The 18,100-nt window shown below is 66.0% G+C and carries 19 protein-coding genes and 1 tRNA gene; 10 read left to right on the top strand and 10 right to left on the bottom strand.

The features are described 5' to 3' along the window. Positions 1–56: 56 nt before the first annotated feature. Positions 57–668: a TetR/AcrR family transcriptional regulator gene (locus tag ABH900_RS03270; protein WP_429621225.1), complete on the top strand. Its 612-nt coding sequence runs from the start codon at positions 57–59 to the stop codon at positions 666–668. Here ABH900_RS03270 and ABH900_RS03265 read toward each other — a convergent pair. Continuing rightward, positions 656–1,327, bottom strand: coding sequence for a TetR family transcriptional regulator (locus tag ABH900_RS03265; RefSeq protein ID WP_429621224.1), 672 nt, complete (start codon positions 1,325–1,327; stop codon positions 656–658). The two genes, ABH900_RS03270 and ABH900_RS03265, sit on opposite strands and share 13 nt — an antisense overlap. Positions 1,328–1,487: 160 nt before the next feature. Here ABH900_RS03265 and ABH900_RS03260 point away from each other — a divergent pair, with 160 nt between their 5' ends. After that, the gene (locus tag ABH900_RS03260) at positions 1,488–2,147 is read left to right on the top strand and encodes an O-methyltransferase (protein ID WP_429621222.1); all 660 of its coding nucleotides are present in this window, start codon (positions 1,488–1,490) and stop codon (positions 2,145–2,147) included. A 15-nt stretch (positions 2,148–2,162) separates the two neighbouring features. Here the strand turns inward: ABH900_RS03260 and ABH900_RS03255 are convergent, their stop codons facing one another. Together ABH900_RS03255 and ABH900_RS03250 are read right to left on the bottom strand one after the other, a co-directional pair. Then, positions 2,163–4,109, bottom strand: coding sequence for an EAL domain-containing protein (locus ABH900_RS03255; RefSeq protein WP_429621220.1), 1,947 nt, complete (start codon positions 4,107–4,109; stop codon positions 2,163–2,165). Positions 4,110–4,205: 96 nt separating this feature from the next. Then, on the bottom strand, positions 4,206–4,922 hold the full coding sequence (locus tag ABH900_RS03250) for an SDR family NAD(P)-dependent oxidoreductase (RefSeq protein ID WP_429621218.1): 717 nt from the start codon (positions 4,920–4,922) through the stop codon (positions 4,206–4,208). Between the two features lie 230 nt (positions 4,923–5,152). On the opposite strand from ABH900_RS03250, the gene ABH900_RS03245 reads away from it, so the two are divergent. The 4 genes from ABH900_RS03245 (at position 5,153) to ABH900_RS03230 (ending at position 8,764) form a co-directional block, all read left to right on the top strand. After that, positions 5,153–5,956 (top strand): APH(3')-II family aminoglycoside O-phosphotransferase, encoded by an 804-nt coding sequence (locus ABH900_RS03245; protein WP_429621216.1) that lies wholly within the window; start codon positions 5,153–5,155, stop codon positions 5,954–5,956. Between the two features lie 82 nt (positions 5,957–6,038). Further along, a complete protein-coding gene (locus ABH900_RS03240) occupies positions 6,039–6,629 on the top strand; it encodes a TetR/AcrR family transcriptional regulator (RefSeq protein WP_429621214.1) in 591 nt (196 codons plus the stop codon). Beyond that, entirely contained in the window at positions 6,626–7,660 is a 1,035-nt protein-coding gene (locus tag ABH900_RS03235) for a DUF418 domain-containing protein (RefSeq protein WP_429621212.1), read from the top strand. The genes ABH900_RS03240 and ABH900_RS03235 overlap by 4 nt, the downstream gene beginning before the upstream one ends. 99 nt (positions 7,661–7,759) lie before the next feature. Further along, a complete protein-coding gene (locus ABH900_RS03230; protein ID WP_429621210.1) occupies positions 7,760–8,764 on the top strand; it encodes a phosphotransferase in 1,005 nt (334 codons plus the stop codon). A gap of 63 nt (positions 8,765–8,827) precedes the next feature. Here the strand turns inward: ABH900_RS03230 and ABH900_RS03225 are convergent, their stop codons facing one another. The 7 genes from ABH900_RS03225 to amaB form a co-directional block, all read right to left on the bottom strand. Then, positions 8,828–9,715 carry a DMT family transporter gene (locus ABH900_RS03225; RefSeq protein WP_429621425.1) on the bottom strand — a complete coding sequence of 296 codons (888 nt, stop codon included), beginning with the start codon at positions 9,713–9,715 and terminating at the stop codon, positions 8,828–8,830. Between the two features lie 32 nt (positions 9,716–9,747). After that, the gene (gene murB, locus ABH900_RS03220) at positions 9,748–10,809 is read right to left on the bottom strand and encodes a UDP-N-acetylmuramate dehydrogenase (RefSeq protein WP_429621208.1); all 1,062 of its coding nucleotides are present in this window, start codon (positions 10,807–10,809) and stop codon (positions 9,748–9,750) included. A gap of 8 nt (positions 10,810–10,817) precedes the next feature. Continuing rightward, positions 10,818–11,873: a quinone-dependent dihydroorotate dehydrogenase gene (locus tag ABH900_RS03215; protein WP_429621206.1), complete on the bottom strand. Its 1,056-nt coding sequence runs from the start codon at positions 11,871–11,873 to the stop codon at positions 10,818–10,820. A 9-nt stretch (positions 11,874–11,882) separates the two neighbouring features. Continuing rightward, on the bottom strand, positions 11,883–12,653 hold the full coding sequence (locus ABH900_RS03210) for a class I SAM-dependent methyltransferase (RefSeq protein ID WP_429621204.1): 771 nt from the start codon (positions 12,651–12,653) through the stop codon (positions 11,883–11,885). A gap of 7 nt (positions 12,654–12,660) precedes the next feature. Then, the gene (locus ABH900_RS03205; protein ID WP_005413144.1) at positions 12,661–12,945 is read right to left on the bottom strand and encodes a DUF4190 domain-containing protein; all 285 of its coding nucleotides are present in this window, start codon (positions 12,943–12,945) and stop codon (positions 12,661–12,663) included. Between the two features lie 144 nt (positions 12,946–13,089). Then, positions 13,090–13,893: an SDR family NAD(P)-dependent oxidoreductase gene (locus ABH900_RS03200; protein ID WP_429621202.1), complete on the bottom strand. Its 804-nt coding sequence runs from the start codon at positions 13,891–13,893 to the stop codon at positions 13,090–13,092. Continuing rightward, complete coding sequence (gene amaB, locus ABH900_RS03195; protein WP_429621200.1) at positions 13,893–15,425, bottom strand: L-piperidine-6-carboxylate dehydrogenase; 1,533 nt, start codon at positions 15,423–15,425, stop codon at positions 13,893–13,895. The genes ABH900_RS03200 and amaB overlap by 1 nt, the downstream gene beginning before the upstream one ends. Positions 15,426–15,608: 183 nt before the next feature. On the opposite strand from amaB, the gene ABH900_RS03190 reads away from it, so the two are divergent. From ABH900_RS03190 to ABH900_RS03175, 4 genes are all read left to right on the top strand, one after another. Beyond that, positions 15,609–15,685: transfer RNA gene (locus ABH900_RS03190), tRNA-Arg, on the top strand. Between the two features lie 356 nt (positions 15,686–16,041). Next, a complete protein-coding gene (locus ABH900_RS03185; RefSeq protein WP_429621198.1) occupies positions 16,042–16,377 on the top strand; it encodes a hypothetical protein in 336 nt (111 codons plus the stop codon). Positions 16,378–16,834: 457 nt separating this feature from the next. Continuing rightward, positions 16,835–17,050, top strand: coding sequence for a hypothetical protein (locus ABH900_RS03180; RefSeq protein WP_429621196.1), 216 nt, complete (start codon positions 16,835–16,837; stop codon positions 17,048–17,050). 591 nt (positions 17,051–17,641) lie between these two features. Further along, positions 17,642–17,941 carry a hypothetical protein gene (locus tag ABH900_RS03175; RefSeq protein ID WP_429621194.1) on the top strand — a complete coding sequence of 100 codons (300 nt, stop codon included), beginning with the start codon at positions 17,642–17,644 and terminating at the stop codon, positions 17,939–17,941. The last annotated feature ends 159 nt before the right edge of the window (positions 17,942–18,100 follow it).

Here is an 18,100-nt window from a genome sequence, read left to right as displayed (position 1 = left end):
AAGTACACTGATCGGTGTAAAATGTGCGAATCCGTTCAGCTATCCGGTTCTCCGCCATGTCCCGTGCCCCGCAACGCCTGACCGACCGCAAACGCGAAGCCATCGTGCGCGCGGCGGTGGAGGAGTTCCGCGCGGCGGGCTACGAGGCGACCAGCATGGACCGCATTGCCGAAGTGGCCGGGGTCTCCAAGCGCACCGTCTACAACCACTTCCCGAGCAAGGAAGCGCTGTTCTCGATGATCCTGGAGGAGCTGTGGGAGCGCAGCGTGGCCAGCGATACCTTGCCGTACCGCAGCGACCAGCCGCTGGATGTGCAGTTGCTGCAGTTGCTGGGCCAGAAGCTCGAACTGCTCAGCGATGCCAACTTCATCGATCTGGCTCGGGTGGCGATGGCCGAGATCATTCATTCTCCGGAACGCGCGCAGGCCATCGTCTGCCGCATGGGCGAAAAGGAAAGTGGCGAGAGTGCCTGGATCCGCGCTGCGATCGCCGATGGGCGATTGCGCAAGGTCGACCCGGAATTTGCCGGCCATCAGTTGCATGGCCTGGTGAAGAGCTTCGCGTTCTGGCCGCAGGTGACGATGGGGCAGGCGCCGTTGAAGGCGCAGGAGCGCGCACGGGTGGCCGAGTCGGCGGTGGCGATGTTCCTGGGCTTCTACGCGCTCTGAGCTTTGCGGCGCTTCGCCGGGGAGATGGCAGGCGCCCCCAGTTGGATCAGGTAGCCGCAGAACATGTCGGCCACAGCGTCAGCGCAGGTTCTGATCTCGCGGGCGCTGCGTGGTGTGTTGGAGAACTCGCGGCCGACCGCGCTGAGCATCGTCTCGATCAGGTCGGTGGCCAGTTGCCGCGTGGCCGGGGTGGCAACTGGCAGCGTCTCGACCATGAACGCCGCCATTGCGGCATCGGCGGCGCTACGCGCCTGCTGTGCCTCCGGCGCGTCGCGATATAACGGCGCGGCATCACTGAGCGCGCCGCGGGTCTGCGCCTCGTCGCACTCGGAACGGATGAACGCATGCACCAGTTGGCGCAGCCGCTGCAAGGGCGGCTGCCGGGTCTCCTGCAGGATGCCGCGCACCATGTCTGCGGTCTGCTGCCACTCGTCCTGCTGTAGACGGAACAGGATGGCCGCCTTGTTCGGGAAGTACTGGTACAGCGAACCGATGCTGACGCCGGCGCGCTCGGCCACCCGGGCAGTGGTGAAGCGTGGGGCGCCTTCGTGCTTCAAAACCTGAGCAGCAGCTTCGAGGATGGCCGCCACCAGATCGCTTGAACGCGCCTGGCGAGGCTGTTTTCTCGAAGAAATCTGCGGGGGGCGACGTTCGGCCATGGGGCGGTTCCAATGCGAATAGGCAGCGACGGGATTCGTCCGTAGGCTTGTTTGCGACGAATCATTCGCATTCTAGGGGGCGCCAACGAGGCCCTCAAGCGTGCTGGTGCCACGCGGACGCCGCGTCGTCGTCTCCCATCACAGCACTGGAATTCCTGCCATGAATACCCTGATGTCCGCCCCGGTCGCGCCGCTGCTGGCGCGCCTGTTCGATGAAGCCGATACCGCCTGCAGCCCGGCGTTGACGGCGGTCCCGCATGCCGAACGGCAGCGCCTGCTGGCCAGCCGCGAAGAATACCCGCGGCTGTACGGTGAACTGCTGAGGGACTTGTGGTTGCCAGTGTCGGCCGATACCGGTCGCCTGCTGTACCTGCTGGCACGCAGTTGTGGCGCCAGCAGCATCGTGGAGTTTGGTACCTCCTTCGGCATCTCCAGCATCTACCTGGCTGCCGCATTGCGTGACAACGGCGGTGGCCGCTTGCTCACCACCGAATTCGAACCGGAGAAGGCCCGGCGTGCGGCGGGGCACCTGCGTGAGGCGGGACTGCAGGACCTGGTCGAACTGCGCGTGGGCGATGCGCTGCAGACGCTGGCTGAGGGGCTGCCGGCAACGATTGATCTGGTCCTGCTGGATGGCGCCAAGGTGCTGTACCCGGAGATCCTCGATCTGCTGCAGGACCGCCTGCGCCCGGGCGCGCTGGTGGTGGCCGACAATGCCGACGACAGCCCGCACTACCTGCAGCGTATGCGGGCCGTGGGCAGCGGTTACCTGTCGCTGCCGTTCGCGCAGGACGTGGAACTGTCAATGCGCCTGGGGTGACTGCCGCAGCAGCGCTCAGCTGCCGGCGAAGCGGCGGAACTCGTCGGCCGGCAGTGCCGCCGAGTACAGGTAACCCTGGCCGACGTCCACCCCCAGCGCCCGCAGCTGCTGCTCCTGCGCCAGTGTTTCGGTGCCCTCGGCCACGACGATGGCACCGCATCGATGCGCGACTTCGACAATGAAGCGCACGATCGACTGCGACTTGGCATCGGACAGCGTGGCGATCAGCGCCTGTTCGATCTTCACCTCGGCGATGGCCAGCTGCGAGAGCAGGATGAGGGTTGAATAGCCGGCGCCGAAGTCATCCAGCGACATCGTCACCCCCGCCACCAGCAGCTGCGCGATGTTGGCATCCACCACATCACGCTCGACGATCTCGGTCCACTCGACGATTTCCAGGCGCAGCATGGCACCGGGCACGTCGTGCAGCTGCAGCAGTTCCTGCAGGCGCAGGCCGAAGTCGGGCAGGCGCAGTGACTCGGCCGACACGTTGACCGCGATGGTCAGTGGCGTACCGCCGTGCCGGCAGTGCTGCAGGAAGTGCACCGCCGACTGCAGCGTGGCCCATTCCAGGTCCGCCAGCCGGCCGTGCCGGCGCAGCAGCGAGATCACCCGCATCGGTGCGATTGGTCGGCCTTCGCCGTCGCGCATACGCAGCAGCGCTTCAGCGCCGACCAGCTGGCGGTCCTGCAGGCGGTGCTTGGGCTGGTAGCACAGCGGTGCATCGCCCTGCAGCAACCAGCGTTCAAGCGCGGCTTCGATCAGCGCGTCGATCTCGCTGTCGCGCTGGATCGGATCGTCAAAGAACACCACGCCTGATTCGATCGCGCTCAGCGCCAGCGTGATCGCGCGGAAGGGCAGGCGACCGTCTTCGTCGCTGGCCGGTGGCTTCAGCTCGACCACCGCACAGCGGAACAACGGACGGAAGCCCGGCCACTCGCGGCCGACCAGGTTGGAGAGGTTGTTGGCGAGCTCGGTGACCTGCGCCTGGGTACGCAGCTCGGCCAGCGACAGGCCACGTACCAGCATCGCCAGCGCAGCGTCGCCGAACTGGTAGATCTCCAACGCGTCGACCGGCAGCGTTGGCAACAGCCGGTGGACTTCGGCCGGGGTATCGCGTTGCCACAGTCCGTTGTCCTGCAGGGGCCCGTAGCGTAGCCGCAGATCACGCAGGTTGCCCATTTCGGCAACCAGCAGGCAGGCCTTGGCAGGACCTTCATCAGCGCGCCAGTAGTGCTGCAGTCGTTCGCCCAATGCGCGCATGTTGGGCAGGCCGCTGATCGGATCGATGCGCAGCCACGCCTGCTCTCGCTGGCGCTGCGCGTCGATCTGCGCATCGTTGTAGACCAGCGCGAACACCGCACCCAGCATCAGCAGCGATACTGGAAGTGCCAGCAGGCGCTGGATCGCAAGTTCCGCTACCGGGAGTTGATCGGCACCGATGATGGCCACGCCCAGTGCCAGGCCCAGGAAGGTCACCGCGATGCGCAGGGACCAAGCCTGCAGGATCATGCGCGCAGAGAGTTCACTGAGCATGCGCGGGTGCAGGCGCTGGCGCAGCCAGACACCGGCCATCATCTGCATCATGGCCTCGAGGGCGGCGGGCAGGAAGAACGTGGTGCCGGAAAATTGGTAGCGGGCAAGCAGGCTGGCGGCCAGGCAGACCAGACCGCCGCGCCAGCCGCCGAGCAGGCCACTGACCAGCAGGATGTCAAAGCCCAGGTGCAGCTTGACCACCCCCTGGGTATAGCCGGCCACGAACCAGGAATTGAACAGGTAGATCAGGCCGAGTGCCACGCCCACGTACAGGCGGCGGCCTTCGATGGCATGGCCGGCGCGGCGGGTGGCAATCAGCAGGACACCGATCATCCCGATCACCGCCGTGGCCTGCAGCAGGTACAGCGGCAGGCTGGGCAGGGCACTGTCCAGGACCTGGGCCGAGACCCGTGAAAGCGCATCCATAGCAGGCTCCCGCCTGTGACCGACGGCCAATGACGAGCAGGGTAAACCACGGCCGAGCGCGCGGCCACCGAAGATGCCTGATGCAGGCCGCCGTGGTCAGTAGCGCGGGTCGGCGATAGCCGGCAGTACCAGTTCGCGCACGAAGCCGGACGGTGACAGCTGCAGCAGCGCACGCACCATCGCCACCACGTCGTGCACCGGCACCAGTTCGCCTTCCCCGCGCGCTGCCGCATCGGCCACGGGCACCGACAGCGCGTCGTCGGTGTTGAGATAGCCCAGCTGCAGGCTGGTCACCGCCAGGCGGCGATCACGGAAGCCTTCGCGCAGCGCTTCAGCGATGCCGTTGAGCGCGAACTTCGACGCACCGAAGGCGACTTCGGGGCGGCCGCTGCGCGGCAGTGCCGAGGTCGAACCAGTCAGCACCAGCTGCGGGCGCGGTGCGTTCAGCATGCGGGGCAACAAGCGCTGCAACAGCACCAGAGTGGCGGTGATGTTGACGTCGACCAGCTGCGTGAGCGCGGCATCGCTTTCATCGAGGAAGGCGTACTCCTCGCTGAAGGCCTTCTCTTCCCAGATGCCCAGGTTGTGGATCAGCACATCCAGATCGGCCGGCGCCTGTGCGGCGATGTGGTCGGCAGCGAGGGTGGGCTGGGCCAGGTCGGCTTCGATCCACTGCAGGGTGACGCCCTCGGGGCATTCGATATCGCGCGGGCGATTGCGCGAGACGCCGACCACCGTGTCGCCGGGCTGGCACAGGCCTTCCACGAACGCCCTACCGAGGCCCCTGCTGGCGCCGATGACCATCAATTTCATGTTGCTTCCTTGTGTACTGGGGAGTTCCAACGGACGCAGGTGTGTACTCCTTGCGCGGCGCCGGCCACTGTGGACGGCACGCGGCGGCTCGTCCATCGGTGCGCGCGTTGCGGTAACGATCCGGTTCAGCGCCGCGACCAGGCTGAGGTGCAGTTCCGGCATGACACTGCACCCGCCGGATGCGCGACAATCGCCACCGTCACCGACCGTTGCGGAGCCTTCGCATGTGCATGGATGAAACCGACTCCGCCGCTGATGGCATGCCGTTGCCCCAGGCATGGCAGGACATGTTGGCGGGAGCACGCATCAATCGGCAGTCGATCGGCGTTTCGCGCGCGGAGGTTGCCCGCGTGCAGCGGCCGGGGCAGGGCGATGCCTTCCTGAAGACGGAAGTGATCGATGCCTTCAGTGAGCTGGGTGATGAGATCGCGCGCCTGCGTTGGCTGCAGGCGCAGGGCCAGCCAGCGCCTACGGTGATCGCTACCGCCGAGGAGGCGGGGCGTCGCTGGTTGCTGATGAGCGCCGTGCCTGGGCGCGATCTGGCGTCATCGCCGGAACTGGCCCCGCAACAGGTGGTCGAGCTGTTGGCCGATGCGCTGCGCGGCCTGCACGCGCTGCCGGTTGCCGGATGTCCCTTCGACCAGCGTCTCGCCTCACGCCTGCAGGCGGCCGCGGCGCGCGTGGAAGGCGGGCTGGTCGACGCCGAGGATTTCGATGATGAGCGCCTGGGGCAGAGCCCGCAGCAGGTTTTCGCCGAACTTCGGGCCACGCGGCCGGACGACGAAGACCTGGTGGTGAGCCACGGCGATGCCTGCCTGCCGAACCTGATGGTGGCCGAGGGCCGCTTCAGCGGCTTCATCGACTGCGGAAGACTGGGCGTGGCTGATCGCTACCAGGATCTGGCGCTGGCCGCGCGCAGCCTGGTGCATAACTTCGACGATACCCGCTGGGTGACGCCGCTGTTCCAGCGCTACGGCATGGCGGCCGATGAGCGGCGGCTGGCGTTCTATCGGCTGCTCGACGAGTTCTTCTGACGCCACGCAGGACTGAACGCTCGCCTGCCAGCGTGGCGTTTCGACCTTTACAGTGAACGGACGTTCGTTCAACTTAATGGCCATGAACCGCACCGACCGCAACCAGCAACGCATCGCACAGATCCTGCAGGCGGCCCTGCAGTGTTTTCTGGCCAAAGGCTTCCACCTGACCAGCATGCGTGACATCGCGCAGGCGGCCGGCGTCAGCCTGGGCAATCTCTACAACCACTTCCCGGGGAAGGAGGCGATCATCCTTGCGGTGGCGGTGGCCGAGAGCGAAGAACTGGCGCCTTTGCTGCAGCGGCTGGGCGCCGCCGACGGCGAGCGCGTGCAGGTGCTGGCGTTCCTGCAGGACTTCCATGCGCTGTGCCGGCAGCCGGAATGGGCGACGCTGGCTGTTGAAGTGCTGGCCGAGAGTGCACGCAACCCCGAGGTGGCCGCAGCCTTCGCGGCCAACCGCAGACACCTGCAGCTGGCCCTGGCTGATGCCCTGCAGCGTGTGGCGCAACGCGAGCGGCGACGTCCCGCATTGCCCCCGGGCACGCAGGCTCAGGTGCTGCTGGACGCGATCGAGAGCGATGCGCTGCGGCAGGGCCTGGGCGAAGCCGGTGATGCGGGCAGCACCCCTTTGGATCTTGGCCTGCTGGCGTTGCTGCTGGGTGCGCGTGCATGAGCGCCGATGAGCGGCGGTTGCACGGATTGGATCTCGCCCGTTACCTGGCATTGGCCGGCATGGTACTGGTCAATTTCCGCCTGGCCATGGCCGTGGAGGCCGGTAGCGACGGTTGGCTGGCCACATTCTTCCACTTGCTGGAAGGCAAGGCGTCGGCCACCTTCGTCACGCTGGCCGGCCTCGGCCTGGTGCTGGCGACACAGCGGCAGAGGTGGATGCAGGCCAGCGTGCAGACCTGGCGCCGCGCCCTGTTCCTGCTGGTGCTGGGCGTGCTCAATCTGACCCTGTTCCCGGCCGATATCCTGCACTACTACGCGGTGTACTTCGCGCTGGCGGTATTGTGGCTGCGCGCCACGCCGCAGGTGCTGCTGGCCAGCATCATCGGTGTGGCGGCGTGTTCGTTCTGGGCGTTGCTGCATTGGGACTACAGCCACGGCTGGAACTGGCAGACGCTGGACTACGCCGGGCTGTGGCAGTGGCCGGGCGCCGCGCGCAACCTGCTGTTCAACGGCTTCCATCCGTTGTTGCCGTGGATGTGCTTCTTCCTGCTGGGCATGCTGTTGGCGCGGCTGCCACTGTCGCAGCCGCGCGTGCAGCGTGCCGTGTTGCTGCTGGGCCTGTTGCTGCTCGGCGCCGGCCAGGGCGTGCAGCACCTTGCGCAGGGCTCGGCATGGCAGCCGTGGCTGGGAACCCAGCCGATGCCGCCGGGGCCGGCGTATGTGCTGACCGGTGCCGGTGCGGGCTGCAGCGTGATTGGCGCTTGCCTGTGGTTTGCGCGCGCGTGGCCGGTCGAGGGCCTGGCGCCGTTCACTGCGGCCGGGCGCATGACCCTGACCCTGTACGTCGGCCATATCCTGTTGGGCATGGGTACGCTGGAAGGGCTGGGTCTGCTGGATGGCAGCGCATCGTTGCCGGCGGTGCTGCTGTGGGCGCTGCTGTTCCTGGTGCTGGCCACCGGCGCCGCGTGGCTGTGGTCGTGGCGGTTCGCGCGTGGCCCGCTGGAAGCGGTGATGCGGCGTATTGCCGGCTAGCACTCTGCTCACGCAGGCGTGATGTTGTGACGGACATGTCTGTGCCGCAAAGCGCGCATCTGCGATAGTGGCGGCTTGTAATACTTTCCGCTTGCATCCATGTCATTCGCTTCGGCGCAGCATATCGGCGAAGTCCTTCAACAGTCCTATGGCATCACGGCCACCGCCGTGGTGCCGCGCCCAGTGGGCGCCGACGCCAATGCAAGCGTGTATCGCATCGATGCACGGCGTGGGCAGTGGTGGTTGAAATGCCGCACCTACCAGGTCGATCCTGGTGTCTGGGACAGCCTGCACTGGCTGCGCGGGACGTTGGGCATCGAGGAGATCGTTTCGCCCTGGCCAGCACTGACCGGTGGTGCCTCGGTGCAGCGTTGGGGCCTGCAGTTCACGTTGTTCCCCTATGTGGAAGGCCAGTCGGGTTTCGAGGCGGCCTTGAGCCGAGCGCAGTGGCGGCGTTTGGGTGAGGTGCTGCGGCGCCTGCATGAGGCCCGCCTTCCGCCGGAGCTGGAGCAGGCACTTCCGCGCGTGCGGCTGGAAACGCTGGCGCTGGACACTGTTGCACAGTGGCTGGCCGACGGTGGCCTGCCGGTGCCGCAGGAAGGGCTGGGGCGTGCGTTCATTTCGATCTGGGAGCAGCAGCGGGCGCGTATCGCCGCGCTGCACGCGCGTGCGCAGATGTTGTGTGCCGCGTTGCAGGACCAGCCTGCCGAGCTGCATCTGTGCCACACCGATCTGCATGCCGGCAACCTGCTGATGGGCCACGATGGGGCGCTGCACCTGATCGACTGGGACGGCCTGTCGCTGGCCCCGCGCGAGCGCGACCTGATGTTCGTCGGCGCGGCTGTCGGCGGGCGCTGGGGGCGCGAGAATCCGCTCGGCTTCGAGGAAGGCTATGGCAGCGATCCGGGTGACCGACGCTGGATCGCCTGGTACCGGCACTGGCGCATCCTGCAGGACCTGATCGAATTCCAGCAGGTGCTGCTGGCACCGGATGCGCTGGATCGCTCGCCACAGTTGCGCCGGCAGTCGTTGCATTTCCTGAGTGAACAGTTCGCACCGGGCAATGTGTTCGATGCGGCCGAGCGGGCGTATCGCGCGCTGTAGATCCGCGCCATGCGTGGATGGTGTGATCAGGCGAGAGGGTCGTTATCCACGCAGGGCGTGGATTTACTCGGCCGGTTTGACGGCAGCGGTGACGGCTGCACTGGCGGCGCGCCGCGACAATACCGCTTCGCGATGGGCGATGTAGGCGTTGGCGGCAAGAATGATGCCGGCACCGACGATCGTCCAATGGTCCACGGTTTCGTTGAACAGCAGCCAGCCGCACACCGTCACCAGCGGCAACTGCAGGAAGCTGATCGGGGTCAGTGCCGAAACCTCCCCCAGGCGTAGTGCGCGCGTCCACAGCAACTGGCCGATGGTGCCCAGCACGCCGGTGGCGAGCAGCCACAGCCACGCCTGGCCGGTCGGCCACACCCAGACGAACAGTGCCGGAACCAGCGACAGCGGTACCCAGAACACGTAGGTGTAGAGCACTACGGTATCGGCGCTGTCCACGCGGGTCAGCTGCTTGATCTGGATGGCCACCAGTGAGCTGAGCACGGCCGCGCTGACGGCCACCAGGCTGCCAACGGTAAATCCGGCGGTGCCGGGACGCACGATCACCAACACGCCGATGAAGCCAACCACCACCGCCGCCCAGCGACGCACGCGCACGGTCTCGCTCAGCCACAGCACTGCCGCAATCGTGACGAACAGCGGCGTGGAGTACGAGAGGGAGACCGCCTGTGCCAGCGGCAGGTGGCCCAGCGCCCAGAACGCGCACAGCATCGAGCCCAGACCGATCGCGCTGCGCACGAAGTAGCGTGGCAGCTGTTGCGTCTTCAGTGGCGCACGGCCCGGCCGCAGCAGGATCGGCAGCAGTGCCAGCAGGCCGAAGGCGTTGCGGAAGAACGCCACTTCCTGTGTCGGCACGTAGCGGGTGGCATAGCGGATCGCCACCGCCATCAGGCCGAACGCCATCGTGCTGCCGAGCATCAACAGCGCCGCCCGCATCGGGGTGGCGCTGGGGGAGAGAGCGGGGGCATTCACCACTGTGCGCCGAGCAGGCGGGGCTCCGGTTCGATCGGCACGCCGAACTTTTCCAGTACCGAGGCCGAGATGCGGCGCGCCAGCGCCAGCAGTTCAGCGCCGCTGGCATTGCCATGGTTGACCAGCACCAGTGCATGGCTCGGTGCCACCCCGGCATCGCCTTCGCGGAAGCCCTTCCAGCCGCAGGATTCAATCATCCACGCGGCCGAGACCTTGCGCCTGTCGTCCTGCTCGGCAGGGAACACGGGAAGATCGGGGAAGTGCTGCAGCAGCACGTCCACCTGCTCCAGCGGCAGCACCGGGTTCTTGAAGAAGCTGCCGGCATTGCCGAGCACCTCCGGGTCGGGCAGCTTGCGGCGGCGGATCGCGATCACCGCATTGGCCACGTCCACCGCACCGGGCAGTTCCACGCCCTGCGCCTGCAGTTCTTCGCGGATGCCGGCGTAGTCCATGCGCAGATCGTGCAGCAGGGGCAGCTTCAGTTCGATGGCGGTGATCAGGTAGCGGTCCATCTGCTGCTTGAACACACTGTCACGGTAGGCGAAGCCGCATTGTTCGTTGTCCAGACGCACCCAGGCCTGTTCCTGGCAGTCCCACGCCTCGACGGCCTGGATGAACTCGCCGACCTGCGCGCCGTACGCGCCGATGTTCTGGATCGGTGCGGCGCCGGCAGTGCCGGGAATCAGCGCCAGGTTTTCCAGGCCGGACAGGCCCTCCTGCAGCGACCACATCACCAGGCCGTGCCAGGGCACGCCGGCGCCGGCGCGGATCACCGCATGGTCGGCGCGGTGTTCAAGGAAACTGATGTCGCGGTTGCCGAACACCAGCACCGTGCCGGGCAGATCCTCGGCGATCAGCACGTTGCTGCCGCTGCCGAGCACCAACAACGGACCACCGGCCACTTCGGGTAGCGCCAGTACCTCCGGCAACAGGGCGGGGTCGTGCAGTTCCAGCAGCTGTGCCGCGCTGGCCTGCACATGGAAGGTGTTCAGCGCCTGCAGCGGCGCATTGCGGGTGAGCGTCCAGCGCAGCGGTGCGGCGGCATCGTTGGTGTCCATGGGTGCGCTCACAGCGGTGCCACCGCGCCGCGGCTCGGGGCCTCGCGGCGGCGACGGATCGCCTCCACGCACTCCGATACCAGTGACGGGCCACGGAAGATCAGGCCGCTGTAGCACTGCACCAGTGCGGCACCGGCGGCCATCTTGGCCACGGCATCGGCGCCGGACAGGATGCCGCCAACACCGACCAGCGGCACCGACTCGGGCAGGCGCGCGCGCAGCCGACGCAGCACCAGGGTGGACTGCTCCAGCACCGGTGCGCCGGACAGGCCGCCGGCTTCGTTGGCCAGCGGATCGCCGGAGACCTTGCTGTGGTCGATGGTGGTGTTGGTGGCGATCACGCCGTCCACCTGCAGTTCGCCCAGCACGCGCGCGGCGGCATCGATGTCGCGCTCGTTGAGGTCCGGCGCCACCTTGACCAGCATCGGCACGCGGCGGCCGTGCTGCGTGGCCAGGGTTTCCTGGCGGTCACGCAGCTGGCTGACCAGCTGCCGCAGTGCGGTCTCTTCCTGCAGTTCGCGCAGGCCGGCGGTGTTGGGCGAGGAGATGTTGACCGTGATGTAGTCGGCCAGCGGGTACACCTTGTCCATGCAGGCGATGTAGTCATCGGCCGCCTGTTCGTTGGGGGTGTCCTTGTTCTTGCCGATGTTGATGCCGAGCAGTCCGCGGCGGTTGCGCGCACGCTCGACGTTGCGCACCAGCGCGTCCACCCCGGCATTGTTGAAACCCATGCGGTTGATGATCGCGTTGTGCGCGGGCAGACGGAACAGGCGCGGCTGCGGATTGCCGGCCTGCGGGCGCGGGGTGATGGTGCCGATCTCGACGAAGCCGAAGCCCAGCGCGAACAGTGCGTCGATGTGTTCGCCGTTCTTGTCCAGGCCGGCGGCCAGGCCCACCGGGTTGGGGAACGTCAGCCCGAACACGGTGCTCGGCATCGGCGCGATGCGTGCGGCCAGCAGCGGCGTGGTGCCGGTGCGCCAGGCCAGGTCCAGTGCGGACAGGCCGAGGCCGTGGGCGCGCTCGGCGTCGAGCGAGAACAGGAAGGGGCGGGCAAGCGAATACATGCGTTGGTTTCAGTCCAGCGTGCCGAGGAAGGCTCGGGTTCGATATTCAAAAGCAACCTGGCCGTCGACCGCGTGGGCGGCGAACAGGTCCTGCAAGGCGTCGATCATCGGTGCGTGGCGTGGATGGTCGGCCTGGGGTGCATAGGAAGAGGACAGCAGGCGCCCGCGCAGGGCATCGAAATCCAGATGCTGCACGTTCGGCAGCTGCACCATGCCGCGCAGTCCCGGTCCGAACCAGGCCTGCATGGTGGCGTCGTCCTGGTAGCGCTCGGCCACGGCGCTGTAGTCGGTACCGAAATCCAGCAGCAGCTGTTCGTAGCCGACCAGGAACGGGCTGGCATCGAGCAGGCGCGAGTTCCAGTAGATCAGTGCCAGTCCGCCGGGGCGCAGGATGCGCTGCCACTCGGCGCGCACCGCCACGGTGTCGAACCAGTGGAAGGCCTGCGCGACGCTGACCAGATCGATGCTGGCATTGCCCAGGCCGGTGGCTTCGGCGCGGCCGTCCACAGCACTGAACTGCGGGTACTGCGGCGCCAACCACTGTTCGGACGCAGCGCGCATGGCGGCGTTCGGTTCCACCGCAATGACCGGATGGCCGGTGGCCAGGAACAGGCGGCTGGAAATGCCGGTGCCGGCGCCGATGTCGGCCACCTGCGCCTGATGGCTGACGCCCATCGGACCATGCAGCCAGTCCAGCAGGGCCGACGGGTAATCGGGCCGGTAGCGGACGTAGTCGGCGACACGGCTGCTGAAGCGTTCGGTGCTGTCGGAGGCGGTCATGGCGGGCTCAGTTCGAGACTGCGGCCAGCCACGCAAGGCCGCCGAAGAACAGGATGAAGACCAGGATGGCGGCAAGCACGGCACCAACCATCACCCAGCCCAGCACCAGACCGGTGACGGCCAGGCCGTCACCCTCAAGTTCGTGCGGGCGGCGGCGGATCTCGGCGCGGGCCATGTGGCCGGTGATGATGGCGACGATGCTGGCCACGAAGGGCAGTACGGTCCAGCTGGCGATGCCCATGACCAGGCTGACCACAGCCAGGGCGCTTGTCTGTCGGGGTGCCACGCTCATCGGGGTCCTCCTTGGCAGTGTGCACATGATAGTGCCTCTGCCGTGGCAATCCCATGGGCGGCGGATGCAAGGGCACGGTAGGCGTCGACCCTGGTCGACGAATGGAGAGTGCCAACCAAGGTTGGCAGCTACCGGGAACGAGGGCTAGCCCATCAACACCTGGCCGCCATCCACGTTGAGGACGCTGCCCGTGACCCAGCGTGCCAGCGGCGAGCACAGGAACAGGGCGGCGTCGGCGATCTCGCGCGGGTGGCCGAAGCGACCGAACGGGATCTTCGCCAGGGTGCCGTGGTACAGCACCGGATCTTCGATGCGGCGACGGTCCCACAGGCCATCGTCGAATTCGATCGAGCCGGGTGCGATGGCATTGACCCGGATCCGGTCCTTGGCCAGGGCCAGCGCCTGCGAGGTGGTGTAGTGCGAAAGCGCGGCCTTGGCGGCGGCGTAGGGGGCGCCACCGGGGCGTGGCTGCTGCGCGGCGATCGAGGACAGGTTCAGGATGCAGGCGTCGTTGGAGGCGCGCAGCCATGGCAACGCCAACCGCGATGCGCGCACGGCCGCCATCAGGTCGATCTGCAGGCTGGCAGCCCAGCCGTCCTCGTCGTCGGCCATGCCGTAACCGGTGGCATTGTTGACCAGTACGTCGATGCCGCCGAGTGCATCGGCCGCGGCATGCAGCCAGCCCTGGATCTGGCCGACATCGGCCAGATCGGCGGCAAACGTGTGCAGCGGAGTGCCCTGCGCCTGTGCATCGGCACGCAGGGCATCCAGCCCGACCTGGCCGCGCGCGCAAACCGAGACCTGCGCACCGGCGCCGGCGAATGCCAGCGCCATTTCACGGCCGATACCCTTGCTGCCGCCGGCGATGAGTACACGGCGGCCGGTGAAATCGAGGGTCGGAGCCCCGGAGGGGCTCTGACCCGCTTGCGTGGCCGGGCCCGTTGCCATCACAGATCGAACTTGATGCCCTGTGCCAGCGGCAGCGAATCCGAGTAGTTGATGGTGTTGGTCTGGCGGCGCATGTAGACCTTCCATGCATCCGATCCGGACTCGCGGCCACCACCGGTGTCCTTCTCGCCACCGAAGGCGCCACCGATCTCCGCACCAGAGGTGCCGATGTTGATGTTGGCGATGCCGCAGTCGCTGCCGGCGGCCGACAGGAATTTCTCGGCGGTTTTCAGGTTCTGGGTGAAGATCGACGACGACAGGCCCTGCGGCACGCCGTTCTGCATGTCGATGGCTTCATCGATGCTGTCGTACGGCATCACGTACAGGATCGGCGCGAAGGTCTCGTGCTGGACCACGGCGTCGCTGTTCTTCAGGCCGGAGACAATCGCCGGCAGCACGAAGTTGCCGGCGCGGTCGATGCGGGTGCCACCGGCTTCGATGGTGCCGCCGGCGGCCTTGGCCTGGGCGATGGCATCGAGGAACTGCTGCACGGCGGTGTCGCTGTTCAGCGGACCCATCAGGTTGGCAGCGTCGGTCGGGTCGCCGATCTTGCCTTCCACCTGCTTGTACGCCTTGACCAGGGTGGCCAGCACGTCGGCGTAGATCGAGCGGTGCACGATCAGGCGGCGGGTGGTGGTGCAGCGCTGGCCGGCGGTACCGACCGCACCGAACACGATGCCCGGCACGGCCAGCTTCAGGTCGGCGCTTTCGTCAAGGATGATGGCGTTGTTGCCACCCAGTTCCAGCAGGCAGCGGCCCAGGCGACGGGCGACCTTCTCGTTGACGGTGCGGCCGACCTGGGTCGAGCCGGTGAAGCTGATCAGCGGCACGCGGCGGTCATCGACCATTTTTTCCGACAGCGCGGTGCCGGCGTCGTTGATCAGGAAGAAGATGTCCGGGAAGCCTGCTTCGCGGAGGGCATCGTTGCAGATCTTCAGCGAGGCGAGGGCGGTCAGCGGCGTCTTGTTGGACGGCTTCCAGATGCAGACGTCGCCACAGATGGCGGCCAGGAACGAATTCCAGCTCCACACCGCGACCGGGAAGTTGAATGCCGAGATGATGCCGACCAGGCCCAGCGGGTGGTACTGCTCGTACATGCGGTGGCCGGGGCGCTCGGAATGCATGGTGTAGCCGTACAGCATGCGGCTCTGGCCCACGGCGAAATCGGCGATGTCGATCATCTCCTGCACTTCGCCATCGCCTTCGGGCTTGCTCTTGCCCATTTCCAGGGCGACCAGCGAACCCAGGGCGTCCTTGTGCCTGCGCAGCGCTTCGCCGCACAGGCGCACGGCTTCGCCGCGGCGCGGCGCCGGCGTGGTGCGCCAGACCTTGAAGGCTTCCTGGGCGCGGGTGACGACGGTCTCGTACTCGGCCTCGGTGGTCGCGCGGACCTGCGCGATCGGCTCGCCGGTGGTCGGGTTGACCGGGGTGATCAGCTCACCGCTGGTCGCGCTCGACCACTCCCCGTTGCCCAGGTACGTGCCAGCGTTGATCGCGTCCAGGCCAAGGGATTTGAGCAGCTCGGAAGACATGCAGACTCCTGTGTTTCGTTACGTTGTTTGGCGCCATCGCAGGCAGGTGGGGGACGCGATGAACTGAATCGCCGATGGTAGCAGAGCGCCCCGTCGGGCCATGGTGCAACGCGCCAGCGGAGCCGGGCTGAACATGAATGCTTGGAGGGTAGGGTGCGTTGGCTGTAAACTTCCCGGCTGCATGGCCCCGTAGCTCAGCTGGATAGAGCGTCCCCCTCCTAAGGGGAAGGTCGCCCGTTCGAATCGGGCCGGGGTCACCATGAATCAAAGACTTGTGCGCGCATCTCGTGTTCTCCAAGCGAGAATGCCAGATGACCTGCCGCAATAGATCCGCGCTTACATAGACCTGGCGTCCCCGTAACGGACACCTCGAAGGTGCCCGAGGGACGCTCAGGGTAGCGCTGCCAAGTGTTCTTTCTCGATCGGTCGCCCGCACCCGGCACGTCGCCCATTTCCCTGGGTGGGCCAAATGTGCAGCCTGCTAACGGTCCCGTTGTGGCAGAAGTGTCTGTGCTGGAGCATCCAGGCGGATGGCGTGGATTGTGAACTGTTCATTTGGTTCATCCGCCTGGAGGGGCGCCACTCGGAGGATACTCGTCGGGATGAATCAGAGGACATGCTCTTGAACGCCTCCATGCTTCCCAGAATTATTGGCTTCGATGTCCCGCCGCTACATGAGCATGTTGACTCGTCTGCGGACGAGGCAATCACTGTTCTGTTGGATTCGGAGCCAGGTGCGCACTGGGCTGAATTGTTCGTCATCAAGTGCGAGGCCCTTGCCTCTCAGCTCTCTCTGGCCGAGGTTCGCATTGAGGGCTCGAAAATCTACTTCTTCGGATCAATCAGCGATGCACGGGAGCTCGCTGATGCCGTCATATCCATCGTTAACGTGCTGAACGATCAGTTGATGCGGGAAGGGAATGACGCCGCCAGTCGAGATCGTGGCTCTTGAACGCGTAATGCATCTGCATCTGCTAAAGGTCAGAAAGAATGGTCCAGCATTGGCGGGCAATCTCCTCTGCGCCAGGGTGACCGCGGAGGCTTGGCCGGGTCGCAAGTCTTTCCTTCAAATCATCCAGCCAGGCTCCGCGTGCTCCGTGGGGATCTCTGACATAGATGTCACAGGCTAGTCGGATGACCGGTGCCACTTCGTGTCGAAAGCTGATTGCAGGGAGTTGTCCCAGATTGAACGCGATCTGCCAGTGAGCCAGTTCGCGATCGACATCGACAAAGTGCTTGCATCTTCCGCGCTCCACTACCGTTCTCCTATCTGGAGATCCACTGTACACGGTTCTTCCTGTGTGCCTGTTCATGGCGTCCGTTCACGTTGGAGGGATCCCCGCACGTCTGCGTAACACAGGAAGGGCCACTGTCGATTGGCAGCACACTCGCTGCGATGGAGCAACGAAATGAACATCACTTCCGAACAGAACAAGAATGATCGCTCCAACTCTTTCGCCGACGTGAAGCAGCCTGTGCAGCAGGGGCCGGTTGATGGGGATGAGCAGGGCGGCAAGGAGCCCGGCAAGCAAGGACAGCAACAGCAGCAGGACGACAAGGATCGTGGGCAGCCGAAGCCGGGGCAGGATCAAAAGAGCGGCCCCGGCGGCGATCCCCGCCGCTGAGGCATGAGAAGAGGCCGCGCCTGGCGCGGCTCCTTCGGACCATGAAAGGGAATTGGCATGTCGTCCAGATCCCAGGCTGTAAGCCTGATGGCGAAGATCATGTATCAATGTCGTCCGGAGAAGACCACAACAATGGCTCAGTGTCGTTCCTGCCATGCGGCAAGTCCTGGTGGAATGGAATGCGCGCGGTGCCTGACGGAGACGCTGGGCAAAGCAATTGGAAATCGAGGGGCAGCGCTGAGCTGGCTTGAGTCGTTTCGAAGAGTTCAGCAGGACGAAGCGCATGTGTTCTTCTGTGCGAAGAAGATGGACACTTCGAGCCGGTAACGGTCGCATCCTGTCCTGACATCGGCTTGGCGTACGCTCGGACAATTCAGGAGCCGGCGCCATGTCTCTCAATGTATGCATCTACGATAGAACGGGAGCCGATCTCCGTCCTCCACTTGGGTGGTGGATTGATCTCCAATCCGACCTGCCCGCATGGGTGAATGGGGTCACCCGCATCGATCTTCCTCGCTCCTCCGTTGATGAGCACCCGTGCCTGGATCCTGCGGTTCGCAGGGATCTTTCTACGCGTATTGGAGGATCGCAATGGCTCGTCTAGATCAGATTCGACCGTTGGGTGTGCGGTGGCTTTTTTTTCGCCTCCGGAATGGGCAGTCAATTGGCCCCGCCAGGTTGATGTCTGTGTGGTGCGAAGCTACCGAGTCAAGCGAATGCGCTGTGCGGCGAGAGATCATTGACGGCGCCGGCTACGTCTATGCCCTGTATGCTCCGAACGGCCTGCGCTCGCCTCGCCGTGTGGAGCTGCGTATGAGGGCGCTTCTGGAAGAGGCCGGGTACGCCTTCACAATGGGGACGTTGGCCGGCAGGCATCCGGGCGACGACTGATGCCTCTTGCCGGGGCGGGTCCATCTGGTCCACGAGTCATGAAATAGTGTCCCCGCTCTCGCGGGGACGGTTGGACCAGTAATGTCCAGGCGCGGATCAGTGGCCGCAGAAGTAAACCAGCTCTGCACGCCGCATGTGGCTGATGGCGTAGGTCCCAGG

Origin of the sequence: Stenotrophomonas sp. AN71 (assembly GCF_050435725.1) — a bacterium.
GTDB lineage: Bacteria > Pseudomonadota > Gammaproteobacteria > Xanthomonadales > Xanthomonadaceae > Stenotrophomonas.
This window is presented reverse-complemented; position numbering and strand designations above follow the sequence as displayed.

Excerpts from the sequence above, each read along its gene's own strand:
- ABH900_RS03185 (WP_429621198.1), top strand. The coding sequence starts at position 16,042 with ATGCTCTTGAACGCCTCCATGCTTCCCAGAATTATTGGCTTCGATGTC.
- ABH900_RS03215 (WP_429621206.1), bottom strand. The coding sequence starts at position 11,873 with ATGTATTCGCTTGCCCGCCCCTTCCTGTTCTCGCTCGACGCCGAGCGC.
- ABH900_RS03200 (WP_429621202.1), bottom strand. The coding sequence starts at position 13,893 with ATGGCAACGGGCCCGGCCACGCAAGCGGGTCAGAGCCCCTCCGGGGCT.
- ABH900_RS03230 (WP_429621210.1), top strand. The coding sequence starts at position 7,760 with ATGTCATTCGCTTCGGCGCAGCATATCGGCGAAGTCCTTCAACAGTCC.
- ABH900_RS03250 (WP_429621218.1), bottom strand. The coding sequence starts at position 4,922 with ATGAAATTGATGGTCATCGGCGCCAGCAGGGGCCTCGGTAGGGCGTTC.
- ABH900_RS03235 (WP_429621212.1), top strand. The coding sequence starts at position 6,626 with ATGAGCGCCGATGAGCGGCGGTTGCACGGATTGGATCTCGCCCGTTAC.
- ABH900_RS03175 (WP_429621194.1), top strand. The coding sequence starts at position 17,642 with ATGGCTCGTCTAGATCAGATTCGACCGTTGGGTGTGCGGTGGCTTTTT.
- ABH900_RS03245 (WP_429621216.1), top strand. The coding sequence starts at position 5,153 with ATGGATGAAACCGACTCCGCCGCTGATGGCATGCCGTTGCCCCAGGCA.
- ABH900_RS03260 (WP_429621222.1), top strand. The coding sequence starts at position 1,488 with ATGAATACCCTGATGTCCGCCCCGGTCGCGCCGCTGCTGGCGCGCCTG.
- murB (WP_429621208.1), bottom strand. The coding sequence starts at position 10,809 with ATGGACACCAACGATGCCGCCGCACCGCTGCGCTGGACGCTCACCCGC.
- ABH900_RS03225 (WP_429621425.1), bottom strand. The coding sequence starts at position 9,715 with ATGCGGGCGGCGCTGTTGATGCTCGGCAGCACGATGGCGTTCGGCCTG.
- ABH900_RS03255 (WP_429621220.1), bottom strand. The coding sequence starts at position 4,109 with ATGGATGCGCTTTCACGGGTCTCGGCCCAGGTCCTGGACAGTGCCCTG.
- ABH900_RS03180 (WP_429621196.1), top strand. The coding sequence starts at position 16,835 with ATGAACATCACTTCCGAACAGAACAAGAATGATCGCTCCAACTCTTTC.
- ABH900_RS03270 (WP_429621225.1), top strand. The coding sequence starts at position 57 with ATGTCCCGTGCCCCGCAACGCCTGACCGACCGCAAACGCGAAGCCATC.
- ABH900_RS03210 (WP_429621204.1), bottom strand. The coding sequence starts at position 12,653 with ATGACCGCCTCCGACAGCACCGAACGCTTCAGCAGCCGTGTCGCCGAC.
- ABH900_RS03265 (WP_429621224.1), bottom strand. The coding sequence starts at position 1,327 with ATGGCCGAACGTCGCCCCCCGCAGATTTCTTCGAGAAAACAGCCTCGC.
- ABH900_RS03240 (WP_429621214.1), top strand. The coding sequence starts at position 6,039 with ATGAACCGCACCGACCGCAACCAGCAACGCATCGCACAGATCCTGCAG.
- ABH900_RS03205 (WP_005413144.1), bottom strand. The coding sequence starts at position 12,945 with ATGAGCGTGGCACCCCGACAGACAAGCGCCCTGGCTGTGGTCAGCCTG.
- amaB (WP_429621200.1), bottom strand. The coding sequence starts at position 15,425 with ATGTCTTCCGAGCTGCTCAAATCCCTTGGCCTGGACGCGATCAACGCT.